The organism is Bacillus sp. GMs2/2, from assembly GCF_050172095.1.
GTDB lineage: Bacteria > Bacillota > Bacilli > Bacillales > Bacillaceae_G > Bacillus_A > Bacillus_A cereus.
In genome coordinates, this window is sequence record NZ_JBNLYE010000090.1 from 1 (window position 1) to 14983 (window position 14983).

Below are 14983 nucleotides of genomic sequence, written 5' to 3' on the forward strand. Positions count from 1 at the left end.
GGCCATTTATAATGCTATATGCTCTTCCAAGGATATTATTTAATGCAGCCATTATTAGGGCTGATATTGCAGCATTATTCCTATTTTGCATTCCAATTGGCTACTTTTATTTAATATTAACAAAGCAAATCTTTGATATTGATTTTATGTTTGATCGTGTTCGGTACTACTCTTTGCTTTCATTACTTCCAACTATCATTATTACATTAATTATAAGCTGGAGTATTAATCCTGACGAACGATTCTTTATTAGACTCATGCAAAATTTCATTATCATTTTCCCTTTAAACATACTGTTTCTTGTAATAAAAGAACGATTAGATTTCACATTTCGCAATCAATTATTCAGAAGCAAAACCAATTTACATGTAAGTATTGATCAATTCGCACAACAACTTTCTTCCATTATGAAAGTAAAAGATTTAGAGAAAAAATTTATGAATGAAATTATCTCCCTACTAAAACCGTGTTTTATACAATTTATTGAGTTTGATACAAAACAAAATACATACAATTGTTATAAAAGTTACGGAGAAACAGAAAAATTTAATCTTTCGAAAAAGAAGCAATGGGGAATGGAATCAGGGTATATAAATGATTTATTAGAAGATGACGGATGCATCGGTATTTATTTATATTCTACCCAAAACACAAAGCATTACATTTGGGTTGGAAATAAAACCAACAATATTAAATTTAATATCAATGAAAAAACTTGGTTTATTGCTATCGTAAAATATGTACGTCTAGTTTATGAAAACCTAAATTCAGTTAACCAAATCATTCAATCTTTAGAAAAAGAAAGCATAGCAAATAAAACACACTCAGCAACTCTTTCGCGCCTACTATTTCAAATCTCAGAAACTGAAAGGCGTCGGCTTGCTGCGGATCTTCATGACGCTGCCCTGCAAGACCAAATTGTCTGGTATCGTAAACTAGAAACCGTATTAAAAGAACATACTGTACCAGGTGAATTGCAGGGACAATTAGAAAAAATAAAATTCGGTATGTTTGATGTTATTCAACAAATTCGTGACACTTGTAATGAATTAAAACCTGCTCTTCTATCTGAAATTGGACTTATAGGTGCACTTAAAGAGCTATTAGCACAAATGCAACTACGTACTAATTTCCGAATTCAATTTGAATATGACTCAATACAGGAGAATCATTACGAATTTGATAAAATTTTATCTATTTATCGTATTATCCAAGAATTATTAAATAATGCTGATAAGCACTCTAAAGCAACCTTAATTAATATATTTTTATGGGAAGAAAATAATTGTATTTATCTAGACTATCGTGATAACGGCATCGGTTTTAATACCCAAGCCCCCTATTCTTCAAATAAACATATGGGTTTATCCGGAATCAAAGGGCGCGTTCAAGGAATAGGAGGCGAAATTCAGCTTATTTCAGAAATAGGAAATGGACTACAAGTAAATATTACTATACCGAGGTGAATAAAATGATACACGTTTTGATTGTAGACGATCACCAAATAGTGGGTGAAGGTACGAAAAATATGATCGAATTAGAAGAAGATATTCAAGCAACATACATTTTAAACGAACAGGAAGCAATTTCTCAAAGTTCAAAAACACCTTTTGATATATATCTTTTAGACATGAACATGCCTAATTATAGTGGACTTGATGTGGCTCAAAAACTTTTACACATACAACCAGATGCAAAAATCATTCTCTACACAGGCTTCGAATATTTATCACAATTTAATTTATTAATAGATTCTGGTATTAGCGGTATTGTTAGCAAATCAGCATCACAGCAAGAGTTATTAATGGCTATTCGGGCCGTCTTAAATGGGTATACTTTAATTCCAATTTCTTTATTGCGACAACTTCGAGTTGAAGATATGACTGTTGATAACTTAGATACGAAAAGAGCATCAAGCCATGTTACAATTACACAAAAAGAATTAGAAATTCTTGAATCCATCGCGAAAGGAAAAAGTAATAAACAAATTGCAGATGAATTATATATGAGTTCTAGGGCTGTTGAATATAATTTAACGAAACTGTTTAAAAAGTTCAAGGTGAGTTCTCGCTCTGAAGCATTAGCTGAAGCTGTTCGAAAAGGTATAATAAATGTAAATGTATAATAAAGACATTCTACCAAAAGGTAGAATGTCTTTTCATTTATCCTTTTACATTTTCTAATGTCATAACGGATGGAATTTCATTCGGCTGTAATAGTCTTAACAACTGCATACCAACTCCTGCTATCCCTACAAACATACCAAATGATTGAATATCATCTGGTGCATCACATTGATAACTACCAGTTTCTCTATAATTATTAATAACTTGTATGCCAATTTGTAACGCCTGTTCATACAATTCTTTATTACCATATAACTGTGAAACAGCCAATAGTAATTCCGTGTCCCCCATATTCCCATGACATAATGTATCATTATTTTTAAATCCATACTTTCGTACATTATCTACAGCCACTCGAATTTCTTCGTCCATTTCTACATCTTCTTCATAGCTTCTTACTAAAACTCTACTCAATCCTATTCCAGTGGAACCGTGGCACCATTGATGTAAGCACTTCTTCTCACTCTCTCTTGTGTCTTTCCACGCACTTTCTTCTTTTTCAAACAATGATCGATCATAAGCAAATGCTTTTTTAGCTAAATCAATATATTCTTGATTCCTATTCATAATCCCTGAACGCCATAAGCTCCAAGCTATACCACTCGTCCCATGAGAAAAACCGCCTAAATAACTGTTAGTATGTTTATTCTTCCACGCTACTCCACTTTCTAATATTGATACATTTTCCACCAAATGCTTACTGTACATATCAGCAAGATCTAAATAATCTTGATCCTTTGTCATTTCAAATAAATTAAGGGCCACTTGAATAACTCCTGCTGAGCCACTTAACAAATCAAACTCTTCTTCTTCTTTGAGCCTTTCTTTTAATTCTACTTTTATTTCTTCTAAAAAATCCTGATATTCTTTTCTAGAACTTATAGATTGAAAATGTGCTAATGGATATAACAATGAATATTTACCCAAGAATGTCGATAGAAGCCCCTTCGCTTTCGATAAAGGGTTCATCGCTGACTTCAACGCCTTATGAGCAACCTCTAAATATTTTTCGTTTCCTGTAACCTTATTTAGATACAATAAGAATAGTGCTACGCCACCTAAACCGTCATATAAATTTTGCTTCATAGGAGCAACATACCACTTGTCGTGAATAACATTTGCTTGTAACCATGAAGCCGTTGTTTTATCATCTGATAATACTACATTCTCTACTAAAGCCTCTCCGATATTTATAGCTTCCTGCAAGATTGTCTCCTGATGATTTTCTAACAATTCACTTCTATACTCCCCTTTTCTTCCCACTTTAATATCAACATCTCTATTTCCCTGTATTGCCAACTTCAGCCATCCTCGTTGCTTTTCCAATTCCTTATCATCAAAATGATAAATTCTATTATATACTTGCTCATAACCGCTCTCCTTAAAAAAGTCTTCCATCCTTTCACCTGTACTACTATATAAATCTCGTGAATCTGTAAAAGTCGTAAATATAGGAACATCCGCACGTAATAAGTCTTGAATCTCATGAATGACCAGTTCCTTATTTTCATATGGGTAATACCATACTCTTTCAAATAATTGTTCCAATAAAATTGAATCTCTCATATAGTCTGGATGTGTAGACTCTTGTAAGAAATTACAATATTGTTGAGTCGCCCTAGCAACAATGCGAATTTTATTTTCTTTAAATATAATTAAAGGTCCTCTTTCTGATAAAATCTCTTCCTTATACTCGATAAAAAATTTACACATTTCCTGAAAACCATCAATAATAAAGGTTAAATAATCCTCTACATAAATTTCTTCTACTCCAAGTTTCGGTAGATTTTTAGCACTTTGACTTTTAGCTTCTTTCATAGTAAATTCCATTTCATCCTTACTATTTTGATTTAAAGCCAACACCTTAAACGGCAAATCTTGCTCTTTTCCATTTAAAGCACTTAAATCTATACCTTTTCCATCGATGTTTTGAAACATAGCTTGCGGTAACAATCCAGATCCTATCACTGAGTCGCTTTGTTCATATTTCAATTTTACTTCCGCACTATCCGGAAAATTCAGTTTTGGGTATTGATGAAAAATCGTCTCCGAATCAATAATGTATGGATACTCTCCATGAGCAATTATATTTTCAAAATGCAAATCAGCACCTTTTAACATATGCATTAAACCAATCAACTTACCAAAACGTAAATAGTAGCGCTCCACCTCTTCTTTAGAAGAGCACGGTTTATACAATATTTTTTCTTCCCATCCATATTCACCAAAGTCTAAAACTTTATATGATGGAAGTTGTATACTTCCACTTACCTCATTCATCCATTCTAAAAATGCATGGTACGATTTTGTAATTTCCATAGACTTTGGCTTATATAAAATTTCTTTACCTGAAGAGAATACAAGCTGAACAACTGTTTTCCCTTCTTGATGTGTATCTCCTAATCCAACCTTAATTTCGCTTAATGATACATCCTGCAATTGAAATTCTTTTTGTAATTGTAGCCAATTTTCATTCAAACGAAATAGTAACATTTGAACATTTTGTATAAAATACTCTGTTCTCAAAATTAACCTTCGTGTTAATGTTGCGTATTCCTCATAGAACGCAATTAAATTCTCCTTATTTCTAGCTTTCTCTCTGACAAAGGAAAGAAATCGCTCTTCTGGAGTCTCTCCTACTAGTTCTTCCCTTAGTTTTGCAATATTAAATTCTAAGACTAGTGATCGCACCGCATTATTTAATAACTCTTCTACTAAAGATCGCACTAGCATTTCTTTAATCTCTTCATGCTCATAACGTATCTTATTTAATCTATATTTCAACGAACTATCTATCATTTCGGCTGCATAAAGTGCAAACGGCCTAACAAATTCTATAAACCCTAAATCTTCCTCTGAACTTAATGGCTTACTTTCACACAACTCTATTCCTATTTCTAACACGCGCAAATTCACATGTTCATTTAATTCATCTATATATAAATGCTCTTTTGATTCAGGGATTTTCTCAATTAAACTCGCAAAATCTTCTTTTGTCATTTCATTCATTTTTAATTTAAAATCAAAATCAGCTTTATTACTTCTAAACATTTTATCTATCCATTTATTTAATTGGGCTAAATTTAAATCCTCCGATAATAATAAATCTCTTCTACTCTTTAGCGTTTTATAACGCTCTTTCAAATTAAGACTCTTCGCAAATGCCTTTTCATTTATATATGAGTGAATTAACATAATAATTTAATCCCCTTCCTTATTTTAAAATCCATATTCCAATAAATTGGCCCCCTTCAGGGGAAACAGATTCCAACATTCGATTTTTCGCATTCGAATATTGGAATCTGTTTCATTCAAAAGGAGATGAACACCCCTTTCGAATGAAACCTATCTACTTACAAATTTTAATTGATGCCGTTATTCCTATAATTACTCCCACACAAAGTGGTGTTGTTTCTGGTTGTACATCTGATGCCCCTTGGATTTCCGCTAATTCTTCCTCACTTAATTCATTTAGCGCTTTTCCAGATGGGTGTTTCGGTAAGTCTTTTAGCTTTTCTCTTACTTGTGGATCTTTCCACGCCTCTACTAACTCTTCTTTTGTGAACTTGTATCCTTTTGACATTTCATTCATCCTCTCGTTTTGGTTTTTTATTTTTATTTTTATTTACAAAGTTTAATTGACGTTGCAGGTAAAACCGTTAACCTTACACACATCGGTGTTGTAGCTACTTGCACATCTGATGCTCCTTGGACTTCCGCTAACTCTTCCTCACTTAATTCGTTTAGTACTTTCCCTGATGGATGGTTCGGTAAATCCTTTGATTTCTCCCTTACTTGTGGGTCTTTCCATGCTGCTACTAATTCCTCTTTTGTAAATTTAAATTTCTTTACCATTTCATTCCTCCTTTTATTTTTCTATTTATTTGTTTGTTTGTTTGTTTGTTGTTCTCTACAGTTATAAATTTACAAGATTCAAAGTTTTTAGGTAACTTCGCAAAATTGCATATTTTTAACATTTTTAAAATAAAAAAATTCCTAACCTACAAAATGTAAGTTAGGAATTTCAGCTCCGGATTCAACATTAAATAAACAATAATAGGCTAACAATAACATCAAAAAAGCCCTTTGCACGTGGTATTTTTACTTACCACACAAAGGGCTTCTTCACAAAATAATATTAAAGTTTATATAACGCGCCCAGAGGGATTCGAACTAATAGTAAAATACCCCTTTTATATCAAGGCTCCTTTAGATTTTCAGAAGTAATCGTGCAAAATTCATGCAAAATTATTTCAGCGTGCAAAATCTACAAAAAACAAAAGAGCACAGCGTGTATATAAAGTGCTACGAACACTCTATATACCGTCCACCTGAGCTGACCAGGTAAACACTTGCTATACTCTCATGAGTTATTTTACATCATGTAGGGTCTATTAAGCAACGTTTACCAAATTGGTGACGTTGCTTTTTTGTTTCCAAAAAGGAGACAAACCGTTATGGAAAAGAAACAAGGAATTACAATTATTGCAGGTAATGAAACATACGAAAACCTAGCAACATTTAAAACAGTCGATGAATTAAACAAAACTGTTCGTGCATACAAAGAAAAATTCGTAGATCAGTTAAATAAAACTCAATTGGCTGTATTAAATAAATTACACAACTATTCTTCTAAGTTCTTTGGTGTATCATTCAGAACAAAAAAACACATCGCTGAAGACCTCAATATTAGCCGTAGAACGGTTATTAGAGTATGCCTACACTTAGAGTCTTTAGGTATTATTAAACAACTAGAAATGAAGCGTAAAAGCGATATGAGACAAACAAGCAATGCGATTGTTATTCAACCAATTATTGTGGAAGAACAGGTTGTCACACAAGCTCCTATTAAAAATGAAGAAAAATGTCACACCAATAAAACAACTACTAAAACCTTAAAACAAAATATAAAAGATATAAACAAACGTAATAGTAATGAGAATAGTAATATTTCAGAAGAAAACATTAAAGACGCTAATTTCGTAGCACATTGGGTGCCAGAGCGTTTCATTTCTTTAGTTGGCTCTTTTTACAGTGAATCTAAAACAATTCAAGAACTGTGGAAGGTCGTAAGACAGTGTAATAAAATCGTTAACCATACAACAGGTGAGAACGCATTTACTAAAGACCAGGAACTTGCTATTGGCTTACAAGCTATCAAAGAGTTTGTTATGAAAATTAAGTCTGGAACGAAAATGAAAAAGGGTAAATTCGCTTATTTCAACGGGATTGTAAATAAATTAATGGACAAGTTCTATTTTGATAAAGAATTTATGACCATATAAAAAACACCTAGCTAAATTAACTAGGCGTTGCGATTTTCAAAATATCCATGAATTGAATCTTATGTATTGTATTTAGATCTTCACTTACTACAATTCTACCCATTTGTTGTTCCAGTTTAACAATTTTACCTTGAATAATAGTTGGTTCATTAAATTTTCTATACACAGTAAAGACTAATTCTGTATCATCCTGTACCGCCAATTGTATTAATTCAGCAGCTTCTTGTTGTTCAAATTCATCCATGTATGGTCTAGGTTCCTTCTTTGAACCACTTTTCTTCTTTGGTGGTTTTGGTACTCCATTTGTCATATAATATCACCTCATTGAGCGTTTTAAGCGTACTGATATTTTGTTCTTACTTTATCAACAGATAGTATATTAGCTAATTTCATTGTTCTAACTTGTTGTTTTTTCATGCAATACACCAATATACGATCTTCATATATCTTTCTAACAATTACAGTTCTTTGAGAGAAATCTCCTGAACCGTTTAAATATATTAATTCAATTGGTATTTTTTGATTAAATGAGCATGTAAGTAAATGATTCATAAAATGACCTCCACAAGAACGTTTGTTTGTGTAAATTATAGAACAATCGTTCTGTTTCGTCAATAAATTAGAAACGAACATTTACAGGTATTACATGAAATTGGTATGATTTAGGTATTATACCAATTTTAATTTTAAGGAGTGGATTTTTTGTTAAACGCATTAGAAGTGATACTATTTCTAGTATCTATTGTGTCAATTATCGTTCTAATTATAGGCTTATTCATGCCTAAAATTGTATTAAGAGGAGAGAAAATCAATCGTTTACGAGTAGTAAAAATTTATCTTTCTACAGCTCTAATTTCATTTATTGTCTGTATGGTATTTATTAATTTAGATCCTTCTCGCAAAAGCTCTGCTACCAAAGAAACCGTGACACAAGAAGAATTTGTTTCCTACGCTAAAAATATTAGAGGAGCAAGCTTCGTAAAAGAAATGAAAGTAAATAATAATCAAGCTGAAATTATTTTCTATGATTCATTTGAATCTTATAAAACTGACAACCCTGACAATAAATTAGATGATAAAGCATATAAGCAATACTTTTCAACGGGACATACAATTGAAAAATTATTAGTAAGCGAACCAGCTAGACTACTAAGACAATTCCCAACTTTAAGCACTGTAAAGATGACAATACCGTTTGAAGGGAAAACATACAGTATAAATTTAGATAGAAACGAATTAAATTCTTACATTGGATATAAAATAGAGAATTTAAAAACTGAAGATAAATCATGGCAACAGAAGTTTGATGAGCCTTATGTTTATAATAAAGACAAACGCAGTACATTCTTCAAAAAGTTTGTTACTGTTAAATAATACAAACATAAAGTCTCTCTTATATAAGTTGGACTTTGTCTACTACTCCTAAGGAGGTTATATCATGAGTTATGATACGATTGCATCGCTACAACGCATGCAGCGATTAGAGCAAGCTCAGGCTGCAGCAGGAAAAAGATTAGTATTACAGAGAGATCATAAAACTGATAATATACTAGCTGCACTTGCAATTATCTTAGCTATTCCAACATTTTGTTTATCACTTATATTAGGAGTAATTATTTACTATATAAGAGAATTCACATGCAAAACATACTTAGTTAAAAATGTAGCTACAGGAGAAAAATTTCATGTGGATAAGCAAGAATTTAAAGAATATAAAAGGAATTTTAAAAAGAAGAAAAAACAAGTTAGAAGAATTTCTGATTTGTAATAAAAAATCCCCCTCTAAATATAGAAGGGGATTTTTAAAAATATATGTTGGAGAACTCTTTTTTGATAACACTACATCACCTAAGCAACAATGCAGTAGAAAAATCAGAACAAACAGTGCGCTATCAAAAAACAACATGTAAAATATACAATATTTAAATGTAGAATGTCAATATACTCTTATTTAATTTCTACATAATAAGAGCTAGCTGTAATATAGAACACATTACCTCTACTATTCTTCACTTTATACTGTTGCGAGCCATTTACAGATACTTTATCAAGGATTGTAAATCCTAATCCTTCATCCACAGTTCCTGCTACATCTCTATCTAACCAGGAAGGTTTTGAATAGAATCGTAAGTCATTCACTTTAGAAACTACACGTTTACCTTCCACAGATGACGATTCTTCTTTATAGCGAATGTATGATGAATCGTTATAAACCCACTGATTCCCTCCAAGATTCAACCAGTTTCCTACTTTACCCCAAACTTTATATGATTCACCTTTTTGTAATTTACGAATAACACTATTTGTTGTGGATGGACCAGAACGAAGGTTTACATTGTATCCATCAATATACGCTACCCCCACTTCATTAATAACACCAGGTACTTCATTTGGTTGCTGTGGCTTTGGTTTAACTGTAACTGTTTCGCCTTCATACGCCTTTTGTACATCCGCTCTAAATTGTGATTCTGATACACCATGACTGCGAAGATAGTCAATTGGATCTTCGTGATCTGTGCCACCAAGCTTATACGTAATGTCTTTATGCGTCCACAATCCAATGGATGGATCAATGTTTCTATCACGTAAAATCTTAGCGAGTAACTTCACATATCTCTCATAGGATTTTTTAAATTTAATAGGGTCACTAGTTTCAGAGAGCTCTACATGAACAAATCGTTTATTGGCTGCTGGGCCTGCTCCCCATGCTTGATACTTAGTAGAAGCAATTTGGATTGTTTCATCCCAATCTGTCGCATAATGTACAAATGCAGAGCGCCATGTTCTTGCCTCATAGTTTCGGATATTAATAGCAGGCGCTTCAGGAGTTGCTGTAGAATGTGCTACTACACCTTCATACGCTCCATATCCATTGCGATATTCAACTTTAGGTAACCCTGGAATAATCATTTCTCGATCAGCAAAAACACTACCTGTTGAAGTAAATGCAATGATAGCTGCAGTAGAAATTGAGGCTAATAATTTAATAGATTTTTTCATTTGTCGTCACCATTCCCCATAATTTTTTGTTTAATATCTGATACATCCTTTGAAAGTGAACCAAATGCTTTTGCTTGTTCTTCGATGACTGCCTGGTTTTTTTCGATTACTTTTTGATACTGTTCTTCCCGCTGTTCATTCTTTTTTTGCGTAGTAAAAAGCATCCACACAAATAACGCTGCGAATGCTCCTTGTTGAATCATTGAATTGAAGATCTGTTCCTCCACCGTTCTCATCTCCTTTTTAGCAAAATAAAAAAGCCTGCCTATGCACGCTTAACGTTTACACTCTAAATTAAAAAACTCATTGCAATATGAAAAGTACTTCCACTTTGAACACCATTCACAAAAATCCCACCATCTTTTTTTACTGTAACTTCACAAAAGTTTGTATTCACTCCTCCAGTTATCATAATAGCTGGAACCGCAACGTCTTGAACAGGTCTACATCCAACTGGGAGTGTAGCAAATACTGTTGCGTTTTGCGCATTTCGAATAGAACCAATTACATTAACGTGTTCTCCACTTCTTTTATACTTCAAAATTCTATCAGGAACATTCTCTACCCCAGTTGTAGCAAGATTAATCCATCCTGTATCATTTTCAGCGGTTACTACCTTTTTACCTTTCAAGGTTGCTGATCCATCAGGACGAACTATTAACCCGCTTTGCGAATCCCAAGGATTAGTACCGAACCCCATGTACAGATATTCTTCACCATTTTTAGCCCCTTTGAAACGTCCAAATCCGCCACGATTAACGCTTCCGTCTGTGTCTTTATCCATGTAGTGTAACCCACGAGCAGAAGCACCTGTAGCCTCGTCAGGCTGAGCCATCATAAGTTGAGCATTCTGAGAGAATCGTGTAAGCCCTGTGAATGAGTCGTTACTCTTCTTCATGAGATTGGTATCTATATTTACGTTTAACCTCTTATTAGTGTTATCGTAGTGGAGAACATTCAAGTTGTTATTCTGGCGGTCTTCAATCCAAAACGCGCCGTTTGATCCAAACGCTAATGAGATTAAATCTTTTGTGCTATCCTTAGACGTAATACGCTTTAAAGTTAAACCTACATTAAGATTCAGGTCACCTATCATGGTGTCTCCACTTTTCTTAACAACATCCATTGTATTTAATTTTCTCTGTAAATCGTCTATCGTTTTCTTAAGAATCTCAAAATCAGAAATATAATTTTCTATTTTAATATTTCCTTCTTTCACATCACGCCTTAATGTAATACGAATGTCTGGTGTACTCATTCGTTCTGTACTTTTTTCCATCACAAAATAAGCTGTCCAATCATCCGATGTAGAAACAGCTTGAGATGTAAATGTGTATGAAAACACACCATTCTTTGCATCAACTATTTGAGCATCATCTCGAATGAATACTCCTGTATGATTTGTTGCTTCATATTTAACCGCATATCCTGTTAAATCCACCTTCTCCCCTTTTTCTCTTACGTACACAGTAAGCTTCAATCCATTCTTGTCATTCTGCCGAGAACGAATTGTTTTTGTAAACACAGGATCTGCTAAATCTATAATAATTTCCTCATTTCGCATAATTACACCTCTTTCTAGCTACTCCTTTTTACGTGTCTAGGAGGTCTTCTCTGACGTTTTACTCTGTTCCTATGCTTTACATTCCCTTTAGGCTTTAATGACTCTAATTCTTCCAATCTAGCATCCGTTTTTGTCACATGCTCTTGAAATGCGCTTGTCAATTGTGAAAGCATCCCGTATAGGCCTACACCATTTTCCTCTGCTTCTTTTGGAATAACTAAACCATAATGTGTAGGAATTGCATCTGTAGTAATCGTTGGCTCTCCTTCTTTACGATTCATACGCATCTCATACAGTTTTGGAATATCATTTTTCAAATTGTACTGTTTAATTTCCCATTCCATTACTTTTTCAAGTGCACTGAATGCAATAGGCCGGATATTGGTTTTATATGTTTCTTTTGAGGAAACTTTGAAATCTGAAGCGATTATCCCATGATAATACGATCCAAGAGCTGTCTTTATTTGAATATAACCATTTTCGTAACTCGAATTTCGTATCATCGCATTTGGAAGTACGATATCTGTATCTCCTCCAGATGACACTCCAATACTCGCAATCCAATTGTCATTACGATAAAAGCGAAACTGATCTTTGACTTTAAACCTCATATCACTTTGAGCATTTAGGACAATCGTTTTGTCAGCATCAAGCATTGCATTCCCTGTTTGCGAAAAGTATAAAGAAGCTGCATTCAAGTATCCATTGCCCTCGAGTCCTTTTGTAATTCCGATTCCACCAGACTTAACGCTCGTATCTGAGAATTGGTACACCATAATAGCACCATTTGCCCCTGTGGAATCTGAATCTCCGCCTAAAATAAGAGTTGGTTGTATTTCATTTCTACTATTTTTGTAATACCCTACAAACACCCTTGTTTTAGATGACTCATACAAGCGTATGAATTGCTTTGAAATATTTACATAGTTGACACTATCTGAAGTTCGTAATGTTGCACCTGTTATTTCTCCACCTTGCACAAGATTTCCACTCAACGTACCTGCAGTAATAAAATCTGCAACAATTCTGCCGTCACTTGTAATGGCAGTTCCATATGGGCCATTCACACCTGTGGAAGAATACCCTAATCCATTCAAGTTCCATTGCCAAACCTTTTTAGCGCTCTTTTCATCTTTCGTATCCATAATTAAAATACGATCTGGATAAATACGTACATGTCCTCCGAATCCTGAATTAATAAGGCTTGTAGCATTTGCTTTTGCTGCATCCAAAATAGAGCCTGGCATATTGGATAACTCTTCTTGTACCAGATCAACCCTACCGGAAACGTCCGTAAAGGATTCTTTGAAGTTACCAATGGTTATATCCAGATACTCTTTTTTTATTGGATCATATTTATATGCAATTACCTTCGCCTTTATATCAATACCATCTTCTTGATGCTCAACCGTAACCGTATCTGCCATATAAACACTCTGTAAATGCTTATAATCCTTATACTCTTCCGTTTGTGATAACTCCTGAAACTTAACGTTATAATTTGCTTTAGGCTGATCAATCTTTTGAATAGCAAACATATCCTTAGCTGCCTGGCGTAATAACCTATATGCTTCTTCTAACGGAACTGCATCTTCATCGTCAGCATTTTCACCAATAGCTGCTTTAATATGTTTAAATTCAACCACTTTGATTTTAGGATGAGGATACTTATTTATAAGTGGGCTATCCACATACTTTTCAGGAAGAAATAACCCATCAAAACCTTGTGGCATGATTCTAGTTATGGGACTTTTCCAATCCACATTACCTTCATATCCTAATAAATCTTTCTTATGGCGAATCACTACTCCACGATCCATACCGCGATTTAGTAGCATCTTCACATCAAAATTATCTCGTTTTAATTCGCCGCCCCAACGATTAACAAATGAATTATCTTGACTAGAATCCAATAATGCTTCCACAGGATTTTTACGGACAATACGTGCACTGGCTATCTTTGGCACATCTGAATAAAACTGAAAAGGATGCTTGTATTGGCATCCCGCTGACATACGATTCATAGCTCCATTACCATTTGTTGTTTCGGCAAAAATGTCTTCAATTAGATTTTCTGTTAAGTCATAAAAAATATGATAACATTGCGCTGTAATCTCACCCATACTGACCTTAGGAGCTGCCACTCGAAATAGTTGTTCACCATCAGGAGTTGGAACTTTAATGATACTCATTCCCTCTATTTCCAGACCACGCGGCGCAAACAATGGATAACTAAATGAAAATAAAAATAAACCATTGAGTTCTTCCTCAACAGTTGCGTTATAAATATTTTTATCTAACGCCCCTATGCCATTGTGTGTAAAATCAGTCTCATTTGGTTTATATAAAGTAATCATTTATATCTCCACCTAGGTCGAATTTCCATGAATTGAATTGCTCCTGACCATTCTATTTTATTTTCTCCTACGTTGAATATAGGGAACTGCCCAACCATTTTATTATTCATTGATATGGTATCGGTATATGCTTCAAGTATTTCTGAGTCTATGACAACAGAACCATTCACATCTTTTATTTGAAAAGAGACGTCATTGATTGTTATACGGAAAGTACCATTTCCCACAATCCAAAACTTAGGATCAGATTCAATTGTACCTGGATTATAAATCACACCAGGTTTGGTGAGCTTTAGATTTACATCCTCTGTATATTCAAAGGGATCTAGCTTAAAATCCACTTCAAATTCACCGTGTTCTTCAATTTCATTTACAATATCACCTACTACAACATGTTTAATTTTTCGATACACATCATCATCAGTAAAATATAGTGTTTTTCCATTCATCAACCACGACTTCATACGTCGCACTAACGGCTTAATATTCTCTTCTTCAAGCATATTGAACTTTATTTTTAAAGGAACGTCTTTAAACGCCCCTTTTTTTGTAAGTGAACCATGTCTACCAGACACTTCAATATGTTCTACTTCTTGTTCTGCTGTAGGAATAACAGGGCGTCCTACTATACATATTCCGTAGTCACTTGCC

15 protein-coding genes are annotated in these 14983 nt (G+C 33.8%); 5 read left to right on the top strand and 10 right to left on the bottom strand.

The window, feature by feature from the left end; translation table 11 throughout:
• Together ACQGS6_RS13435 and ACQGS6_RS13440 are read left to right on the top strand one after the other, a co-directional pair.
• A partial coding sequence (locus ACQGS6_RS13435; RefSeq protein WP_426965217.1) for a sensor histidine kinase occupies nt 1-1466 on the top strand: 1466 nt, incomplete at its 5' end.
• 5 nt (nt 1467-1471) lie between these two features.
• The gene (locus ACQGS6_RS13440; RefSeq protein WP_000582194.1) at nt 1472-2125 is read left to right on the top strand and encodes a response regulator; all 654 of its coding nucleotides are present in this window, start codon (nt 1472-1474) and stop codon (nt 2123-2125) included.
• Between the two features lie 37 nt (nt 2126-2162).
• On the opposite strand, the gene ACQGS6_RS13445 is transcribed toward ACQGS6_RS13440, so the two are convergent.
• From ACQGS6_RS13445 to ACQGS6_RS13455, 3 genes are all read right to left on the bottom strand, one after another.
• Nucleotides 2163-5321 carry a type 2 lanthipeptide synthetase LanM family protein gene (locus ACQGS6_RS13445; RefSeq protein WP_426965218.1) on the bottom strand — a complete coding sequence of 1053 codons (3159 nt, stop codon included), beginning with the start codon at nt 5319-5321 and terminating at the stop codon, nt 2163-2165.
• A gap of 154 nt (nt 5322-5475) precedes the next feature.
• Nucleotides 5476-5709, bottom strand: a complete 234-nt coding sequence (locus tag ACQGS6_RS13450) for a mersacidin family lantibiotic (protein ID WP_088296487.1) — start codon at nt 5707-5709, stop codon at nt 5476-5478.
• 38 nt (nt 5710-5747) lie between these two features.
• Complete coding sequence (locus tag ACQGS6_RS13455; RefSeq protein WP_000239231.1) at nt 5748-5981, bottom strand: mersacidin/lichenicidin family type 2 lantibiotic; 234 nt, start codon at nt 5979-5981, stop codon at nt 5748-5750.
• Between the two features lie 602 nt (nt 5982-6583).
• Between ACQGS6_RS13455 and ACQGS6_RS13460 the strand changes: the two genes are divergently transcribed.
• Nucleotides 6584-7411, top strand: a complete 828-nt coding sequence (locus ACQGS6_RS13460) for a helix-turn-helix domain-containing protein (protein ID WP_426965219.1) — start codon at nt 6584-6586, stop codon at nt 7409-7411.
• Between the two features lie 16 nt (nt 7412-7427).
• On the opposite strand, the gene ACQGS6_RS13465 is transcribed toward ACQGS6_RS13460, so the two are convergent.
• Both ACQGS6_RS13465 and ACQGS6_RS13470 read right to left on the bottom strand, forming a co-directional pair.
• Nucleotides 7428-7721, bottom strand: coding sequence for a YolD-like family protein (locus ACQGS6_RS13465; protein ID WP_088071306.1), 294 nt, complete (start codon nt 7719-7721; stop codon nt 7428-7430).
• A 23-nt stretch (nt 7722-7744) separates the two neighbouring features.
• Complete coding sequence (locus ACQGS6_RS13470) at nt 7745-7963, bottom strand: hypothetical protein (protein ID WP_079245200.1); 219 nt, start codon at nt 7961-7963, stop codon at nt 7745-7747.
• A gap of 141 nt (nt 7964-8104) precedes the next feature.
• On the opposite strand from ACQGS6_RS13470, the gene ACQGS6_RS13475 reads away from it, so the two are divergent.
• Both ACQGS6_RS13475 and ACQGS6_RS13480 read left to right on the top strand, forming a co-directional pair.
• Nucleotides 8105-8785 (top strand): hypothetical protein, encoded by a 681-nt coding sequence (locus tag ACQGS6_RS13475; protein WP_426965220.1) that lies wholly within the window; start codon nt 8105-8107, stop codon nt 8783-8785.
• 64 nt (nt 8786-8849) lie between these two features.
• Nucleotides 8850-9179 (top strand): hypothetical protein, encoded by a 330-nt coding sequence (locus ACQGS6_RS13480; RefSeq protein ID WP_088071309.1) that lies wholly within the window; start codon nt 8850-8852, stop codon nt 9177-9179.
• A 179-nt stretch (nt 9180-9358) separates the two neighbouring features.
• Here the strand turns inward: ACQGS6_RS13480 and ACQGS6_RS13485 are convergent, their stop codons facing one another.
• The 5 genes from ACQGS6_RS13485 to ACQGS6_RS13505 form a co-directional block, all read right to left on the bottom strand.
• Complete coding sequence (locus ACQGS6_RS13485) at nt 9359-10411, bottom strand: N-acetylmuramoyl-L-alanine amidase (RefSeq protein WP_426965221.1); 1053 nt, start codon at nt 10409-10411, stop codon at nt 9359-9361.
• Complete coding sequence (locus ACQGS6_RS13490) at nt 10408-10638, bottom strand: BhlA/UviB family holin-like peptide (RefSeq protein WP_000392440.1); 231 nt, start codon at nt 10636-10638, stop codon at nt 10408-10410. The genes ACQGS6_RS13485 and ACQGS6_RS13490 overlap by 4 nt, the downstream gene beginning before the upstream one ends.
• A 62-nt stretch (nt 10639-10700) precedes the next feature.
• Nucleotides 10701-11975: a BppU family phage baseplate upper protein gene (locus ACQGS6_RS13495; protein WP_426965222.1), complete on the bottom strand. Its 1275-nt coding sequence runs from the start codon at nt 11973-11975 to the stop codon at nt 10701-10703.
• Nucleotides 11976-11989: 14 nt separating this feature from the next.
• Nucleotides 11990-14332, bottom strand: a complete 2343-nt coding sequence (locus ACQGS6_RS13500; RefSeq protein WP_426965223.1) for a phage tail spike protein — start codon at nt 14330-14332, stop codon at nt 11990-11992.
• A partial coding sequence (locus tag ACQGS6_RS13505) for a phage tail protein (RefSeq protein WP_426965224.1) occupies nt 14329-14983 on the bottom strand: 655 nt, incomplete at its 5' end. The genes ACQGS6_RS13500 and ACQGS6_RS13505, both read right to left, overlap by 4 nt.

Coding starts and splice junctions, on each gene's coding strand:
- ACQGS6_RS13450 (WP_088296487.1), bottom strand. CDS start 5,709: ATGTCAAAAGGATACAAGTTCACAAAAGAAGAGTTAGTAGAGGCGTGG.
- ACQGS6_RS13495 (WP_426965222.1), bottom strand. CDS start 11,975: ATGCGAAATGAGGAAATTATTATAGATTTAGCAGATCCTGTGTTTACA.
- ACQGS6_RS13460 (WP_426965219.1), top strand. CDS start 6,584: ATGGAAAAGAAACAAGGAATTACAATTATTGCAGGTAATGAAACATAC.
- ACQGS6_RS13455 (WP_000239231.1), bottom strand. CDS start 5,981: ATGGTAAAGAAATTTAAATTTACAAAAGAGGAATTAGTAGCAGCATGG.
- ACQGS6_RS13470 (WP_079245200.1), bottom strand. CDS start 7,963: ATGAATCATTTACTTACATGCTCATTTAATCAAAAAATACCAATTGAA.
- ACQGS6_RS13480 (WP_088071309.1), top strand. CDS start 8,850: ATGAGTTATGATACGATTGCATCGCTACAACGCATGCAGCGATTAGAG.
- ACQGS6_RS13465 (WP_088071306.1), bottom strand. CDS start 7,721: ATGACAAATGGAGTACCAAAACCACCAAAGAAGAAAAGTGGTTCAAAG.
- ACQGS6_RS13440 (WP_000582194.1), top strand. CDS start 1,472: ATGATACACGTTTTGATTGTAGACGATCACCAAATAGTGGGTGAAGGT.
- ACQGS6_RS13445 (WP_426965218.1), bottom strand. CDS start 5,321: ATGTTAATTCACTCATATATAAATGAAAAGGCATTTGCGAAGAGTCTT.
- ACQGS6_RS13485 (WP_426965221.1), bottom strand. CDS start 10,411: ATGAAAAAATCTATTAAATTATTAGCCTCAATTTCTACTGCAGCTATC.
- ACQGS6_RS13500 (WP_426965223.1), bottom strand. CDS start 14,332: ATGATTACTTTATATAAACCAAATGAGACTGATTTTACACACAATGGC.